13 protein-coding genes are annotated in these 13484 nt (G+C 64.0%); 4 read left to right on the plus strand and 9 right to left on the minus strand.

Features of this window, described 5'->3' with window-relative positions; translation table 11 throughout:
• Positions 1–73: 73 nt before the first annotated feature.
• The gene (locus ACJRW5_RS12205; RefSeq protein WP_484570769.1) at positions 74–589 is read left to right on the plus strand and encodes an N-acetyltransferase family protein; all 516 of its coding nucleotides are present in this window, start codon (positions 74–76) and stop codon (positions 587–589) included.
• Between the two features lie 3 nt (positions 590–592).
• Here the strand turns inward: ACJRW5_RS12205 and ACJRW5_RS12210 are convergent, their stop codons facing one another.
• Together ACJRW5_RS12210 and ACJRW5_RS12215 are read right to left on the minus strand one after the other, a co-directional pair.
• On the minus strand, positions 593–2206 hold the full coding sequence (locus tag ACJRW5_RS12210) for an NAD(P)/FAD-dependent oxidoreductase (protein WP_484570770.1): 1614 nt from the start codon (positions 2204–2206) through the stop codon (positions 593–595).
• A 113-nt stretch (positions 2207–2319) separates the two neighbouring features.
• Positions 2320–2991, minus strand: a complete 672-nt coding sequence (locus ACJRW5_RS12215) for a COG3650 family protein (RefSeq protein ID WP_484570771.1) — start codon at positions 2989–2991, stop codon at positions 2320–2322.
• Between the two features lie 190 nt (positions 2992–3181).
• On the opposite strand from ACJRW5_RS12215, the gene ACJRW5_RS12220 reads away from it, so the two are divergent.
• Positions 3182–4063, plus strand: coding sequence for an RluA family pseudouridine synthase (locus tag ACJRW5_RS12220; protein ID WP_484570772.1), 882 nt, complete (start codon positions 3182–3184; stop codon positions 4061–4063).
• Positions 4064–4138: 75 nt separating this feature from the next.
• On the opposite strand, the gene ACJRW5_RS12225 is transcribed toward ACJRW5_RS12220, so the two are convergent.
• The 5 genes from ACJRW5_RS12225 to ACJRW5_RS12245 all read right to left on the minus strand — a co-directional run bounded on the left by ACJRW5_RS12225 (position 4139) and on the right by ACJRW5_RS12245 (position 9487).
• Positions 4139–5161 carry an AbrB family transcriptional regulator gene (locus tag ACJRW5_RS12225; protein WP_484570773.1) on the minus strand — a complete coding sequence of 341 codons (1023 nt, stop codon included), beginning with the start codon at positions 5159–5161 and terminating at the stop codon, positions 4139–4141.
• Positions 5145–6665 carry a tripartite tricarboxylate transporter permease gene (locus ACJRW5_RS12230; protein ID WP_484570774.1) on the minus strand — a complete coding sequence of 507 codons (1521 nt, stop codon included), beginning with the start codon at positions 6663–6665 and terminating at the stop codon, positions 5145–5147. The genes ACJRW5_RS12225 and ACJRW5_RS12230 overlap by 17 nt, the downstream gene beginning before the upstream one ends.
• 1 nt (position 6666) lies before the next feature.
• A complete protein-coding gene (locus tag ACJRW5_RS12235) occupies positions 6667–7110 on the minus strand; it encodes a tripartite tricarboxylate transporter TctB family protein (RefSeq protein ID WP_484570775.1) in 444 nt (147 codons plus the stop codon).
• A gap of 104 nt (positions 7111–7214) precedes the next feature.
• Positions 7215–8192 (minus strand): Bug family tripartite tricarboxylate transporter substrate binding protein, encoded by a 978-nt coding sequence (locus ACJRW5_RS12240; RefSeq protein ID WP_484570776.1) that lies wholly within the window; start codon positions 8190–8192, stop codon positions 7215–7217.
• Between the two features lie 29 nt (positions 8193–8221).
• Entirely contained in the window at positions 8222–9487 is a 1266-nt protein-coding gene (locus ACJRW5_RS12245; RefSeq protein ID WP_484570777.1) for an OprD family porin, read from the minus strand.
• Positions 9488–9745: 258 nt separating this feature from the next.
• On the opposite strand from ACJRW5_RS12245, the gene ACJRW5_RS12250 reads away from it, so the two are divergent.
• Both ACJRW5_RS12250 and ACJRW5_RS12255 read left to right on the plus strand, forming a co-directional pair.
• A complete protein-coding gene (locus tag ACJRW5_RS12250; RefSeq protein ID WP_484570778.1) occupies positions 9746–10417 on the plus strand; it encodes a response regulator in 672 nt (223 codons plus the stop codon).
• Positions 10414–11811 (plus strand): sensor histidine kinase, encoded by a 1398-nt coding sequence (locus ACJRW5_RS12255; protein ID WP_484570779.1) that lies wholly within the window; start codon positions 10414–10416, stop codon positions 11809–11811. The genes ACJRW5_RS12250 and ACJRW5_RS12255 overlap by 4 nt, the downstream gene beginning before the upstream one ends.
• Here ACJRW5_RS12255 and ACJRW5_RS12260 read toward each other — a convergent pair.
• Both ACJRW5_RS12260 and ACJRW5_RS12265 read right to left on the minus strand, forming a co-directional pair.
• Entirely contained in the window at positions 11794–12549 is a 756-nt protein-coding gene (locus tag ACJRW5_RS12260; protein WP_484570780.1) for a substrate-binding periplasmic protein, read from the minus strand. The genes ACJRW5_RS12255 and ACJRW5_RS12260 overlap by 18 nt on opposite strands.
• 65 nt (positions 12550–12614) lie before the next feature.
• The gene (locus ACJRW5_RS12265) at positions 12615–13451 is read right to left on the minus strand and encodes an HDOD domain-containing protein (RefSeq protein WP_484570781.1); all 837 of its coding nucleotides are present in this window, start codon (positions 13449–13451) and stop codon (positions 12615–12617) included.
• Positions 13452–13484: the final 33 nt, after the last annotated feature.

Raw genomic sequence — 13484 nt, forward strand, 5'->3', positions numbered from 1 at the left:
TCCCCCGCAACTGTGTCTTCAGGTGCCCCAGCGCACGCCCTAGACTGAGTCTTTATCAGCCGAGGTGACGATCATGATGCAGCTGCGCGCCGCGCAAACGGCGGATATCGAGGCGATGTGCGATCTGCTGCTGGAGCACGGCCCTAATCCCTGGAACTACTTGCCCGAGGCCGAGGTACGTGCCCATCTGGCGGCCATCGCCGATGGTGCCACGTGTGCCCTGGTGGCCGAGGAGGGCGGTGAGCTGCAAGGATTCGTCAGCTATCGCCTTACGCATACCTTCGCCGAGCACCAGCCGTCTTCACGCTCACAACAGGTGCATGCCTATATCTGCGAGGCCGTGGTTCACCGCCAGCAGGCCGGCAGAGGGCTGGGTTCGCGACTGCTCCGGGCCGTGGTCGAGCGCTTGCTGGAAGAGGGGCTGCACGACATCTATATCGACCGCCATGAGGAGAACGCCGCCTCGGCAGGGATGATGCGCAAGGCGGGGTTCGTCGAATTGCTGACTTATGCCGATCCGCAGCGACGGCCGAACGGTTCGCGCCGCTCGACCCTGTGCTGCTTGCGCAGCGAGGACCGCCGCGCCTAGGCCTCAGCCGTTCAGACCGAGCATATCCTTGATTACCGCCTCGGCGACGCGGATGCCGTCGACGCCGGCGGAGAGGATGCCGCCCGCGTAACCGGCACCCTCTCCGGCCGGGTACAGGCCCTTGAGATTGAGGCTCTGCATTTCGGCGTTGCGGGTGATGCGCACGGGCGAGCTGGTGCGCGTTTCGATGCCGGTGAGTACCGCGTCGGCCAGGTCGAAGCCCTTGATCTGTTTGGCGAAGGCGGGGATGGCTTCACGGATCGCGGCGATGGCGAAGTCCGGCAGTGACGGCGCCAGGTCGCCCAGGCGTACGCCTGGTTTGTACGACGGCTGCACTTCACCGAGGGCGGTGGACGGCGTGCCCTTGATGAAGTCGCCGACCAGCTGCCCCGGCGCTTCATAGTTGCGCCCGCCGAGCACGTAGGCGTGGGATTCCAGCTGCTCCTGCAGCTCGACGCCGGCCAGCGGGCCGCCCGGATAATCCTGCTCCGGGGTGATGCCGACGACGATGCCGGCGTTGGCATTGCGCTCGTTGCGCGAGTACTGGCTCATGCCGTTGGTGACCACCCGCTCCGGCTCGGAGGTGGCGGCGACCACGGTGCCGCCCGGACACATACAGAAGCTGTACACCGCACGGCCGTTGCTGGCGTGGTGCACCAGCTTGTAGTCGGCGGCGCCGAGTTTCGGGTGGCCGGCGTACTTGCCCAGACGGGCGTTGTCGATCAGCGACTGCGGGTGCTCGATGCGGAAACCCACCGAGAACGGCTTGGCCTCCAGGTACACGCCGCGGGCGTGGAGCATGCGGAAGGTGTCACGCGAGCTGTGGCCGAGTGCCAGCACCACATGGCGGCTGCGCAGCTGTTCGCCGCTTTCCAGTACCACGCCGGTGAGCTGCTCGTCTTCGATCAGCAGGTCGCTGACGCGCTGCTGGAAGCGCACTTCACCGCCGAGTGCCTTGATCTCTTCGCGCATGGTGGCGACCACGCCGGTGAGGCGGAAGGTGCCGATGTGCGGTTTGTTGATGTAGAGAATCTCGTCCGGCGCGCCGGCCTTGACGAACTCTTCCAGCACCTTGCGGCCGTGGTGATTGGGGTCCTTGATCTGGCTGTACAGCTTGCCGTCGGAGAAGGTGCCGGCGCCGCCCTCACCGAACTGCACGTTGGAGGTCGGGTCGAGCACGTTCTTGCGCCACAGGCCCCAGGTGTCCTTGGTTCGCTGGCGCACTTCCTTGCCGCGCTCGAGCACGATCGGGCGCAGCCCGGCCTGGGCCAGAATCAGCGCGGCGAAGATGCCGCAGGGACCGAAGCCGACCACGATCGGGCGTTCTTCCAGCGGCGTCTCGGCCTTGCCCACCGGCTTGTAGCGGATATCCGGGGCGACGCTGACATGGCGGTCGCCATCCAGACGGGCGAGCAGGGCGGCTTCGTCCTGCACGGTGCAGTCGACGATGTAGATGAACGGCATGTCGCCGAAGCGTTTGCGCGCATCGTAGCTGCGCTTGTACACGCTGAAATCGAGCAGTTCGGCGTCGTCAATACCTAGGCGCTGGACGATGGCCGGGCGCAGGGCGTCGTCGGCGTGATCGAGGGGCAGTTTCAGTTCGGTGAGGCGAATCATGGCAGTCATCCAGCAAGGCCGGTGGTGATCCGGCAGGGTGTAATGAGGGGCGGCGATTGTACAGGATCGACGCTCCCCGTTGCCTGTGACTCGGCCAGACGGACATCGCTGTCTCAGTTACGCATGGCACCGAAATGCGCGCAGCCACGCAGCACCTGGTCATCGAGGCGCAGTTCGGCACTGAGGTGATTGACTGCGCCGCTCATGCCATCGACGCAGCGCTGCGGTGCAACCCACAGATTGAGGCGTTGGCCATTGGCCTCGCTACTGAAATTGAGGCGGCCGTCGGGTAACTGTTCTTCCAGGTAGGGCAGGGCCAGTGGCTCATGGTCGGGGCGATTGAGTACCAGGCCCTTGTTACCGACTTCCAGCTGCCAGAACGGCTCGTTGCCGCTGGCGCGCAGGGCCAGGCGCTTGAAGTTGAGATCGTCGCAGCCATGGCCTTCGCCCTGCAGGCGATAGATCTGGCTGACCTCGAAGCGGCCGTCGCTGCCCTCGCCTTGACTGCCACCCAGGCGTCCGGCCAGATCGGCGAAGAGACTGCTCTGACCGTCGCTGCCGAGCTGAGCGGCTTCGCGCTCGATATCGGTCCCCTCGTCATCGACGAGCAGGAAGCGGCGCTGCTCCTGGCAAGGGGTGAAAACCAGCTGACCATTCTCGGCCTGGACTTGCCCTTGCAGGCGGGTGGCCGGCGGTGGGCCTTCCGGTTTGCCGGTGTAGACCTGGCAGGCGGCTAGAAGCGGGAGTAGGGCGATGCTGCTGAGCAGGGAGCGAGTGATGGACATGAAAGCCTCCGAATCGAAGCGGTCACCATAGCTAGCAGGCCGTTGAAAAACTACCAGCGCTGTCATAGCAGCGGTAAAAACTTGCCTGGATTCAGCGATAGCGAGATATCGGCTCAAGCCTTTCGCTTTGACTGGGCGCTATGACTACGGCCTAATTCGCCCGTCCAGATCCGATCGAGCACCCTCTGCAATGCCCAGCCCCGCGATGCGTCCCAGTACCCTTCATCTGCCACAGGGCGATTGGGCGACGGTACTCGATTGCTTGTGTGAGCATTTCCCTGCCATCGACCGCGCCACCTGGGTGCAGCGCATGCAGCGCGGTCGGGTGCTGGACGCCACTGGCGCGCCGATCGATGCCAGCTATCCCTATCGGGTCGGGCTCAAGGTGCGTTACTTCCGCGAGGTACCGAACGAGACGCCGATTCCTTTCACCGAGCAGGTGTTGTGGCAGGACGAGCATCTGCTGGTCGCCGACAAACCACATTTCCTGCCGGTGATGCCGGCCGGCGAATACGTCGAGCAGACCCTGCTGGCGCGCCTGATCAAACGTACCGGTAATCCTGACCTGGTGCCGATCCACCGTATTGATCGGCTCACGGCGGGGCTGGTGCTGTTCTCGGTCGACCCTGCCAGTCGCGGTCAGTACCAGGCGCTGTTTCGCCAGCGCACAGTGGAAAAACGTTACGAGGCCATCGCCCCGGCATTGCTGCATTTGCAGTTTCCCTACCTGCATCGTTCGCATATGACCAGCGGCGAACCCTTCTTTCGCATGCAGGAAGTGGCGGGTGAGGCGAACAGCGAAACACGGATCGAGGTGCTGGAGCGCCGCGGTGAGTTATGGCGCTATGGGTTGTCGCCGGTCACCGGGCGCAAGCATCAGCTGCGCGTACATCTGGCCGGGCTGGGAGCGCCAATCGTGGGCGACGACTTCTATCCACAGCTGCTGGAGTCGCGTAACCAGCCTGATGATTACGGCAAGCCACTCAAGCTGCTGGCGCGCGGCCTGCGCTTCGTCGATCCGCTCAGCGGGCTGCCGCGTGAGTTCGAGAGCAACTTGCAGTTGCAGTGGTAGCGGCTGTGAGAGGGGCTTCAGCCGCGGGCTTTTGCTTCCCGCAGACGCGGCATAAAAAAGCCCGCACGAGGCGGGCTAAGCGTGGCGCTTGCACCAAAGTTTGAATAAGGGCTCGGCGAGAAACATCACCAGAAACAGTCGCAGCACCTGCAATGCGGTGACCAGGGCTACCGACAGCTGCAGGGCTTCGGCGGTCAAGCACAGTTCGGTGATGCCGCCGGGCATCATGCCCAGCATCAGCGACAGGTGATCCTCGCCAGCCAGCCAGCCAAGCCCTTCGCCAAGTACAGCTGCGACCAGCATCGCCAGCAGGGTGAACAGCAGTACGCGGGCGAGAAAGCCCGGCGCACTGCGAAAGAAGGCGCGGTCGAAGTGACAGCCCAGGGCGCAGCCGATCAGCCATTGACCGAGCTGGCCGAGGCCTTGCGGCAGGCCCAGATGCAGGTCGAAGCTGGCACTGGCCACGGCGCAGGCAGTCAGCGGGCCGAGCATCCAGGGGTTGGGTTGTTTCAGACGTGCCCAGCCCAGTGCCAACACCGCGCCGGCAGCAAGCAGGCCGATCAGCCAGGTCCAGTCCACGGGTGGGCGGGGTGGAGCGCTGACGTCGGGCAGGCCCCAGGTGAACAGTGCCGGAATCAACAGCACCACCAGCAACAGGCGCATGCTGTGGGCGGCGGCCACGCGTGCCGGCTGGGCATCGTGGCGCAAGGCCAGGTTGACCATCTCGCTGGCGCCGCCGGGCATGCTGGCGAAGAACGCGGTGGCGCGGTCGACGCCGGCACGACGCAGAATGGCGATGCCGATCAGGCTCAGCAGCAGGGTGCCAACTGCGCCCATGACGATGACCGGCAAATGGCTGAGCACCTGTTCCAGCACTTCGCTGGTGAAGTGCAGGCCGATGCTGCTGGCGACCAGCCATTGCCCGGTCTTGCGTCCACCGGGGAGCTCACTGAAGGCGCGATTGCTCAGGCAGCGCAGGGCGATCACCGCCAACAAGGAACCGACCATCCAAGGCAGTGGCCAGCCGGCGAGGCTGGCCAGGTAGCCGCCGACCGCGCCGGTCAGCGGGGTTACCCACAGATCACGCGGTAGGGGCATCGGCCTGTGCCTTGATCTGCTGGCGGCGACGCATCCAGCGGATGCCGGGCAGGGCCAGCATCAGAACCACCAGCGCCCACAGCACCAGAGTGATCGGGCTGCTCCAGAGAATCGACAGCTCGCCAGCGGAGATCGACAGGGCGCGGCGCAGGTTGTCTTCCATCAGTTCGCCGAGGACGAAGCCGAGGATCAGTGCCGACAGGGGGAAGTCGAGCTTGCGCAGGATGTAGCCGAACACGCCGAGGACGATCATCAGCACCAGGTCGAAGGTGGTGCTGTGCACCGCGTAGACGCCGACCATGCTGACCACGGTGATTGCTGGCACCAGCACCCAGTTCGGCACGCTGAGCATGCGCGAGAACAGGCCGACCAGCGGGATGTTCATCACCAGCAGGATGACGTTGCCGATGAACAGCGAGGCGATCAGGCCCCACACCACGTCGGGCTGTTGTTCGAACAGCAGCGGGCCGGGGGTGATGTTGTACAGGGTCAGGGCGCCGATCATCACCGCGGTGGTGCCCGAGCCGGGCACGCCGAGGGTCAGCATGGGGATCAGCGAACCGCACGCCGAGGCGTTGTTGGCCGCTTCCGGTGCGGCCAGGCCGCGCAGGTCGCCGTCACCGAAGCGGCCTTTGTTGCCGGCCAGACGCTTCTCGGTCATGTAGGTCATGGCGCTGGCGATGGTGGCACCGGCGCCGGGCAGGGTACCGATGACGAAACCCGCCAGGGCGCTGCGGATCATGGTCCAGAAGGTCAGGCAGAACTCCTTGAAGTTGAACAGCAGACGGCCGCTGGCCTTGACCGCCTTCTGCCCGCCGTGGGTCTTCTCCAGCATCAACAGCACTTCGCTGACACTGAAGAAGCCGATTACCACGATGACGAACTGGATACCGTCGGACAGGCTGACACTGTCGAAGGTGAAACGGTACACGCCAGTGGTCGAGTCCACGCCGACCGTGGCCAGGGCCAGGCCGATCAGGGCGGCCATCAGGGTCTTGACCGGCTTGTCGCCGACCATGCCGCCCAGGCAGGCGATGGCGAATACCATCAGCACGAAGTACTCGGCGGGGCCGAAGGCCACGGCCCATTTCGCTAGCAGCGGCGCGAACAGCACCACGCCGCAGGTGGCGATGATGCTGCCGATGAAGGAACTGACCGCGGACAGTGACAGGGCGATGCCAGCCTTGCCCTGGCGGGCCAGCGGGTAGCCGTCGAGGGTGGTCATGATCGCCGCGGCGTCGCCCGGCACATTGAGCAGGATGGCGGAGATACGCCCGCCGTACTCGCAGCCCAGGTACACGGCAGCGAGCAGAATCAGTGCGGTTTCCGGCGGCAGACCGAGGGCGAAGGCCAGCGGCAGCAGCAGGGCTACGCCGTTGATCGGGCCGAGGCCCGGCAGCAGGCCGACCACGGTGCCGACGAAGGCGCCGAACAGCGCGACAAGCAGGTTATCCGGGCGTGTGGCGACACCGAAGCCCTGCATCAGGAAGTTAAGGGTTTCCATTTCAGCTCTCCACGAAGGCTTCAAGCACGCCGAGCGGCAGGGGCACGTCCAGCAGCAGGTCGAACAACACGTACAGCAGCACGCCCATCGCTATCGCGCTGATCGCGCAGGGAAGCGGACGGCCAGTGAACAGCAGGCCGAGGGCGAAGGTGGCAAGTGCAGTGCTGATGACGAAGCCGAGCGGTTCGAAGGTCAATGCATAGGCCAGCAGAGCTACCACGCACAATGCGCTACGCAGCGCCGTCGGAATGTCCAGGCGCTGTTCCAGCATGCCGGGCTTGAAAACCAGCCACAGGCTGCCCAGCCCCATCAGGGCCAGCAGTAGCAGTGGATAGGCCCGCGGACCGACCGGGTCGTAGGCGAAAGGCGCCTGGAAACCCCAGGCAATGACGGCGAGCCAGGCGCACAAAAGCAGCCAGATCGCGGAGAACAGGCGAACGTACATGGTGATTGACCTCGGTAGCGCCAGGCACCGAGGACACCACTGAAAGTCGCCTCGCAGGCGTGATCAGCGATGCCCTCGGCAGGGCGCAGATTGCACAGGCGTTGTTACTGAACCAGGCCGAACTCGCCAGCCAGCGCTTTGTAGTCCTGCACTTGCTTGTGCACGAAAGCGTTCAGCTCGTCGCCGGTCAGCGACAGCGGGAACAGGTCGCGCTGCTCGCGCAGGGTGGCGAAGTCGTCACGTGCCAGCATCTGCTCGAACTGGCCTTGCCACCAGGCGAACTGCTCATCGCTGACCTGCGGCCCCATGTAGAAGCCACGGATCACCGGCCAGCTGATATCGAAACCCTGCTCCTTGGCGGTGGGGATGTCGGCCAACTTGCCCGGCAGACGGTCGTCGGACAGCACAGCGAGGATGCGTACCTTGCCAGCCGCCAGTTGCGGGGTGACTTCGCCGAGGCCGCTGGAGGTGACCTGAACGTGGCCGCCGAGCATCGCGGTGAGGGTTTCGCCGCCGCCTTCGAAGGCCACGTAACGCAGGTTCTTCGGATCGATGCCGGCGGCGCGGGCGATCAGTGCGGTCTGCATCCAGTCCTGGCCGCCGATGGTGGCGCCGGCGCCGAAGACCACGCTGGTCGGGTCCTTCTTCAGGGCGTCGACCAGCTCATTGAGGTTCTGCCACGGCGCATCGGCGCGTACGGTGATGGCGCCATAGTCGGTGCCGATGGCGGCCAGCCAGCGTACGGCGTTCTCGTCATAGCGACCGAACTTGCCCTGGGCCAGGTTGAGCAAGGACCCCGAGGAGAACGCGGTGATGGTGCCTGGGTCCTTGGCGCGCTGGGCGACCACGGCGTTGTAGGCCACGGCGCCGACACCACCCGGCATGTAGGTGACGCGCATCGGCGCCTTGAGCAGGCCGGTGTCTTTCAGGCCGCTCTGGGCCAGTTTGCAGGTCAGGTCGAAGCCGCCGCCGGGCTTGGCCGGGGCGATGCACTCGGGCCGCTTGGGTTCGGCAGCCAGCAGTTGCCCGGAGAGGGCCAGGCAAGTCGCCGCCAGAGCAGCGCGAGTCAGCAGTTTTTTCATGATGAAACCTCGTGGAGTCTTGTTGTTGTTTACCAGATCGGCAGGGTATAGCCGACGATGACGCGGTTTTCGTCCGCGTCGCGGGCGAAGTCGGAACGGAAGCTGGCGTTGCGTACGCGTACGTAGAGGTCCTTGAGCGGGCCGTTCTGCACCACGTACTTGAACTCGATGTCGCGCTCCCATTCCCCACCACGCTCATCGCTGCCGGCGATGCGCGCATCGTCACCACGGATGTAGCGGGTCATGAAAGTCAGGCCGGGCACGCCGACGCTGGCGAAGTTGTAGTCGTAGCGCGCCTGCCAGGAACGCTCGTCGGCGTTGGCGAAGTCGTTGATCTGGACGAAGTTGATCAGGAACGGGTCGCTGCCGTCGAGGTAGGCGAAGCCGGTGTCGCCGCTCATGCGCTGGTAGCCGAGACCGAACTTGTGGCCACTGATGCCGTAGGTCAGCATGGCGTTGAACGCCTGATTGTCCACCTTGCCTGCGTTGGCCGCGCCGCTGTCACGGCTGATAATGGCGCGCAGGTCACTGCTCAGGGTGCCGGCGCCGAGCTTGTGGCTGGTCAGCAGGCCGAAGAAGTGCTGGCGATAGACGTCGTCCAGATCGGCGAACCAGTAGCGCCCGGTGATGCCCTTGGCGAACTGGTAGTCGAGGCCGGCCAGATCCATGTGATCGGCTTGTACGCCAGAGGCGAAGCGGCGGTTCTTGCTGTTCAGCACCAGGTCTTCGGAGTTGGTCGAGGCGCGGTCGATCACTTTGTCCAGGCGGCCGCCGGTGAAGGTCAGGCCTTCGAGCTCCGAGGAGGTCAGCAGACCACCCTCGAATACCTGCGGCATCAGACGGCTGGTGCTGGCCTTGACCACTGGCAGTTCCGGCACGTGCGAGCCGTAACGCAGCTCGGTCTGGGAAACCTTGACCTTGGCGGTCAGCCCGAGGCGGGAGAATTCGTCGGCGGAATGGCCGTCGTCATGCACCGGCAGCAGGTCGGTGCCGGTGCTGCCACCGCCGGAATCTAGTTTCAGACCGAGCAGACCCAGAGCGTCGAGGCCGACGCCGACGGTGCCTTCGGTGTAACCGGATTGTAGATCGAGGATGAAACCCTGACCCCATTCGTCGCGTTTGTTCTGGCCGTCGCCTTCACGGAAGTCGCGATTGAGGTAGATGTTGGTGGCAGTCAGACTGGCGGTGCTGTCTTCGATAAAGGCGGCGTTGGCTAAAGGTGCTGTGCCGGTGGCGGCGATAGCGAGGCAGAGTAGGCGAACAGGCGGCAGGGCCTGACGTGAGGCTGCGAACATGTGTGGTCTCCGTTTTTGTTCTTGTCGCGACCTGGCACCACTGCAAGGTCGCTTGAGTAGGTGGATCGAGCCACCTTGGAGCGATGCTAGGGCGGCAAGCTTTCAGCAGGCTTTCATGCTTGAAAGATTTTCCCGGGGCGAGGTCCATGTGCTCGGCGCGCGATCCGGCGCTGGTAAAACATGGCAATTGGGCAATTCACAGCGGCGTATACGGCGCTAAACTGCGCGCCTCTGACGATGCTGCAGCTGGGGGTGGCGGTGCGAATCCTGCTGGTCGAAGATCATCCGCAATTGGCGGAAAGCGTGGCTCAGGCCTTGAAAGGCGCAGGCTGGACGGTAGACGTGCTGCACGATGGCGTGGCGGCAGACCTGGCGCTTTCGAGTGAAGAGTACGCACTGGCGATTCTCGACGTGGGCTTGCCGCGTCTGGACGGTTTCGCTGTGCTGGCGCGCCTGCGAGACCGTGGCCAGACTCTGCCGGTGCTGATGTTGACCGCGCGTGGTGAGGTCAAGGACCGCGTGCACGGCCTCAATCTCGGTGCTGATGATTACCTGGCCAAACCCTTTGAACTGACCGAGCTCGAGGCACGGGTAAAAGCCTTGCTGCGACGCAGTGTGCTTGGCGGCGAGCAGGTGCAACGTTGTGGCGATCTGGCCTATGACCTTGGCGCGCGTCGCTTCAGCCTGAAAGGGGAGGCGCTGAGTCTTACCGCCCGTGAGCAAGCGGTGCTGGAAGCGATGATCGCCAGGCCGGGCAGGGTGATGAGCAAGGAGCAGTTGGCGGCGCAGGTGTTCGGCCTGGACGAGGATGCCAGCCCCGACGCGATCGAGATCTACGTCCATCGCCTGCGCAAGAAGCTCGAGGGCAGCGCCGTGCGTATCGTCACCTTCCGCGGGCTCGGTTACCTGCTGGAGGCGCTGGAAGCATGAGCCGTGGCGTCAGCTTGCGCGGGCGACTGCTTCGGCGTCTGGCGCTGCTGTTGTCGCTGATTCTCTTGCTGAGCAGCTTCAGTGCCTACTGGAGTGCGCGCCGCGCGGCAGACGAGGCTTATGACCGCACGCTGCTGGCCTCGGCACGAGCCGTGGCCGAGGGGCTCTACACCGAGGACGGCCGCCTCAGAGCCAATATTCCCTACGTGGCCTTGGACACCTTCGCCTATGACAGTGCGGGGCGCATCTATTACCAGGTGCTAGATCTTCAGGGGCGTCAGGTCTCGGGCTACGAGGATCTGCCGGCGGCGCCGAAGGGGACGCCGCGTACCGATGATTACCCGGCGCTGGCGCATTTCTATGACGCTGAATACCGCAATCAGGGTGTTCGCGTGGTCAGCCTGCTGCAGCCGGTGAGCGAGCCACAGCTCAACGGTATCGCCGAGATCCGCGTGGCTGAAACCCAGGGCGCGCGCGAACGCATGGCCCGTGAGCTGTTGGTCGGAACGCTTTGGCGCATGGGCCTGCTCTCGGTCAGCGCATTGCTGTTGGTGTGGTTGGCGGTGAACCTGGCACTGCGACCGCTTGAGGCACTGCGCCGGGAAGTGGCCGAGCGAACCAGTGATGACCTGCAACCCCTGCCAGACAGCGGCCTGCCCCGTGAGGTGCTGCCGCTGGTGGAGACGTTGAACCAGTTCAATGAGCGTCTGCGTGGGTTGTTCGAGCGGCAATCACAGTTCATTGCCGATGCGGCCCATGAGTTGCGCACTCCTTTGGCTGCACTCAAAGCCCGCATTACCCTGGGTTTGCGTGCCGAGCAGCCCGAAGAGTGGCGCAGTACCCTGGAGCAGGTGGCGCAACAGGGGGACCGCCTGACTCAGTTGGCCAACCAGTTACTGTCTCTGGCGCGTATCGAAAGCGGCGCGCGGGCTATCACCGAGGGTGGTGCGCAGCGTATCGACCTCAGCCAACTGGCCCGTGAGCTGGCCATGGCCATGGCGCCGCTGGCCCATTCCCGTGGCGTAGCGCTGGCGCTCGAAGCTGAGCAGCCAGTATGGATCGATGGTGAGCCCACGTTGCTCAACGAGTTGTTGAACAATCTGCTGGACAACGCCTTGGCGCACACACCCGCTGGCGGCAATCTGGTGATTCGGACAGCTGCTCCGGCAGTTCTGGAAGTCGAAGACGATGGCCCTGGTATTCCCGAGGCTGAGCGCGAGAAGGTATTCGAGCGTTTCTACAGGCGTAATGCGCAGGGTAAGGGCGCGGGGCTGGGGTTGGCCATCGTCGGTGAAATCTGCCGTGCACACCTGGCCAGGATCAGCCTGCATCAGGCCCGCTCACAGGGGCTGCTGGTGCGCGTCGAATTCCCGGTATCAGTGGCTGAGGCTTAGCGGCTGTTGAATTTCCAGCAGGTACTGGGAGACCTTGCCGCTTTCGCGCAGCTGGCTCAATCCACGGTTGAAGCGGGCCATCAGCTCGGCATTCTCCGGAATTTCGCGCGACAGTAGCAGGTGCAGGCTGTCGCTACGCAGTGGCTTGGCGTGAAAACTCAGGCGCTGGCGTTCTGCGGGGCTGAACTTCTGATAGAGCAGATCGAAGCCCACCACCTTGTCCACCGGGAACAGATCCACTCGTCCTGCCAGTAACTGACGCAGGCCCTGCTCGTCGCCGGTCAGGCGCATGACCTTGATATCCCCGGCCGCTTCGGCGCGCTGGAATGCCTCACCGTAGTCGTAGCCGCGGGTGCCGGCAATACGCAGCCCACGCAGGTCATCGATGCTGGACCAGTCGAACGCATGACGTTTGCGGTGAAACAGGTAGTAGCCACTCTCCACCACGGGTTCGCTGATGTGGAAGTGCTGCTCGCGTTGCGGGTTGTATAGCCAGACGGCACTGCCGTTGCGCAGTCCCTGTTCGGCCATCTTCAGCGAGCGTGCCCAAGGGTGAAACTCCCATTGCACCTGGACGCCCTGCAAGGCAAAAGCCTCTTCGACGATGCGTGATGCGACGCCATGGTGGGGGAGGGCCTCGCCCAGATAGGGCGGCCATTCGCCGTTGGTCAGGCGTACTCGATCAGTGGCTAGGGCGTTGCCGAACAGCAGGACGAGCAGGAGTAATGCGTAGCGCATGGCTCTACTTCCTCAGGCGAATGGACTGAGTGTAGAGGCGATATGCCATCCATGGCGAGATGCTTTTACTGCAGCATGCTCATGGCTGCTTCCATGGCCGCAGAGAGGTCCTCGTCGGCCTGCATGTCGACCTGTGGGTCGAGGCCGAGCTTGGCGAAGGCGGGGACCTTGCTCCAGTCAAGCTGGGTATAGGGATGCTCACTGCCCAGGTAGCTTTGCAGGGTGGCGACCTGGACGATATCGACGTAATCCACTTTGGCCGAGTCGCGTGTGAAGTCCAGATACTGGCTTGGCACGATGGCGATGGGCTCGGGGAACTCCCAGGTACGCAGGATCTTGTCGCCGATGATCGGGTGAATCTGTTCGATCACGTGGTTGAGGCTGATGGAGTCGGCCAGCAGCTCGTTGTGTTCTTCGGCGTAAGTGAGAATCGGCAATACGCCGATCTGATGCACCAGGCCCGCCAGAGTGGCCTGATCCGGCATCAGGCGAGTGTAATGACGGCAGAGTACGTGACAGATACCGGCAATTTCGGTGCTCTTGTTCCACACCTCGCGCATCTTGCGGTCGACCACATCGCTGGTAGCCTGGAACATCTGCTCCATGGCCAGGCCGGTAGCCAGGTTGCAGGTATAGTTGATGCCCAGGCGGGCGACCGCCATCTGCAGGTCGGTGATTTCCTTGTTGCTACGCAGCAACGGGCTGTTGACCACCTTGATGATGCGTGCGGTCAGGGCGGCGTCGTTACCGATCACCTTGCTGATCTGAGGAATGCCGACATTGGGATCTTCTGCTGCTTCGCGGACTTTCAGTGCGACTTCAGGCAGGGTTGGCAATACCAGCTCATCGTTCTCGATGGCGTGGATCAGGTCCTGTTGGACTTTTTCGGCAAGCTTGCTCATCAAAAGGCTCTCTTAGGCGAACCGGTGTGGCGC

The organism is Pseudomonas pichavaramensis, from assembly GCF_050473265.1.
Taxonomy (GTDB): Bacteria; Pseudomonadota; Gammaproteobacteria; order Pseudomonadales; family Pseudomonadaceae; genus Aquipseudomonas.

Coding starts and splice junctions, on each gene's coding strand:
- ACJRW5_RS12240 (WP_484570776.1), bottom strand. CDS start 8,192: ATGAAAAAACTGCTGACTCGCGCTGCTCTGGCGGCGACTTGCCTGGCC.
- ACJRW5_RS12260 (WP_484570780.1), bottom strand. CDS start 12,549: ATGCGCTACGCATTACTCCTGCTCGTCCTGCTGTTCGGCAACGCCCTA.
- ACJRW5_RS12230 (WP_484570774.1), bottom strand. CDS start 6,665: ATGGAAACCCTTAACTTCCTGATGCAGGGCTTCGGTGTCGCCACACGC.
- ACJRW5_RS12210 (WP_484570770.1), bottom strand. CDS start 2,206: ATGATTCGCCTCACCGAACTGAAACTGCCCCTCGATCACGCCGACGAC.
- ACJRW5_RS12220 (WP_484570772.1), top strand. CDS start 3,182: ATGCCCAGCCCCGCGATGCGTCCCAGTACCCTTCATCTGCCACAGGGC.
- ACJRW5_RS12205 (WP_484570769.1), top strand. CDS start 74: ATGATGCAGCTGCGCGCCGCGCAAACGGCGGATATCGAGGCGATGTGC.
- ACJRW5_RS12265 (WP_484570781.1), bottom strand. CDS start 13,451: ATGAGCAAGCTTGCCGAAAAAGTCCAACAGGACCTGATCCACGCCATC.
- ACJRW5_RS12245 (WP_484570777.1), bottom strand. CDS start 9,487: ATGTTCGCAGCCTCACGTCAGGCCCTGCCGCCTGTTCGCCTACTCTGC.
- ACJRW5_RS12255 (WP_484570779.1), top strand. CDS start 10,414: ATGAGCCGTGGCGTCAGCTTGCGCGGGCGACTGCTTCGGCGTCTGGCG.
- ACJRW5_RS12225 (WP_484570773.1), bottom strand. CDS start 5,161: ATGCCCCTACCGCGTGATCTGTGGGTAACCCCGCTGACCGGCGCGGTC.
- ACJRW5_RS12215 (WP_484570771.1), bottom strand. CDS start 2,991: ATGTCCATCACTCGCTCCCTGCTCAGCAGCATCGCCCTACTCCCGCTT.
- ACJRW5_RS12235 (WP_484570775.1), bottom strand. CDS start 7,110: ATGTACGTTCGCCTGTTCTCCGCGATCTGGCTGCTTTTGTGCGCCTGG.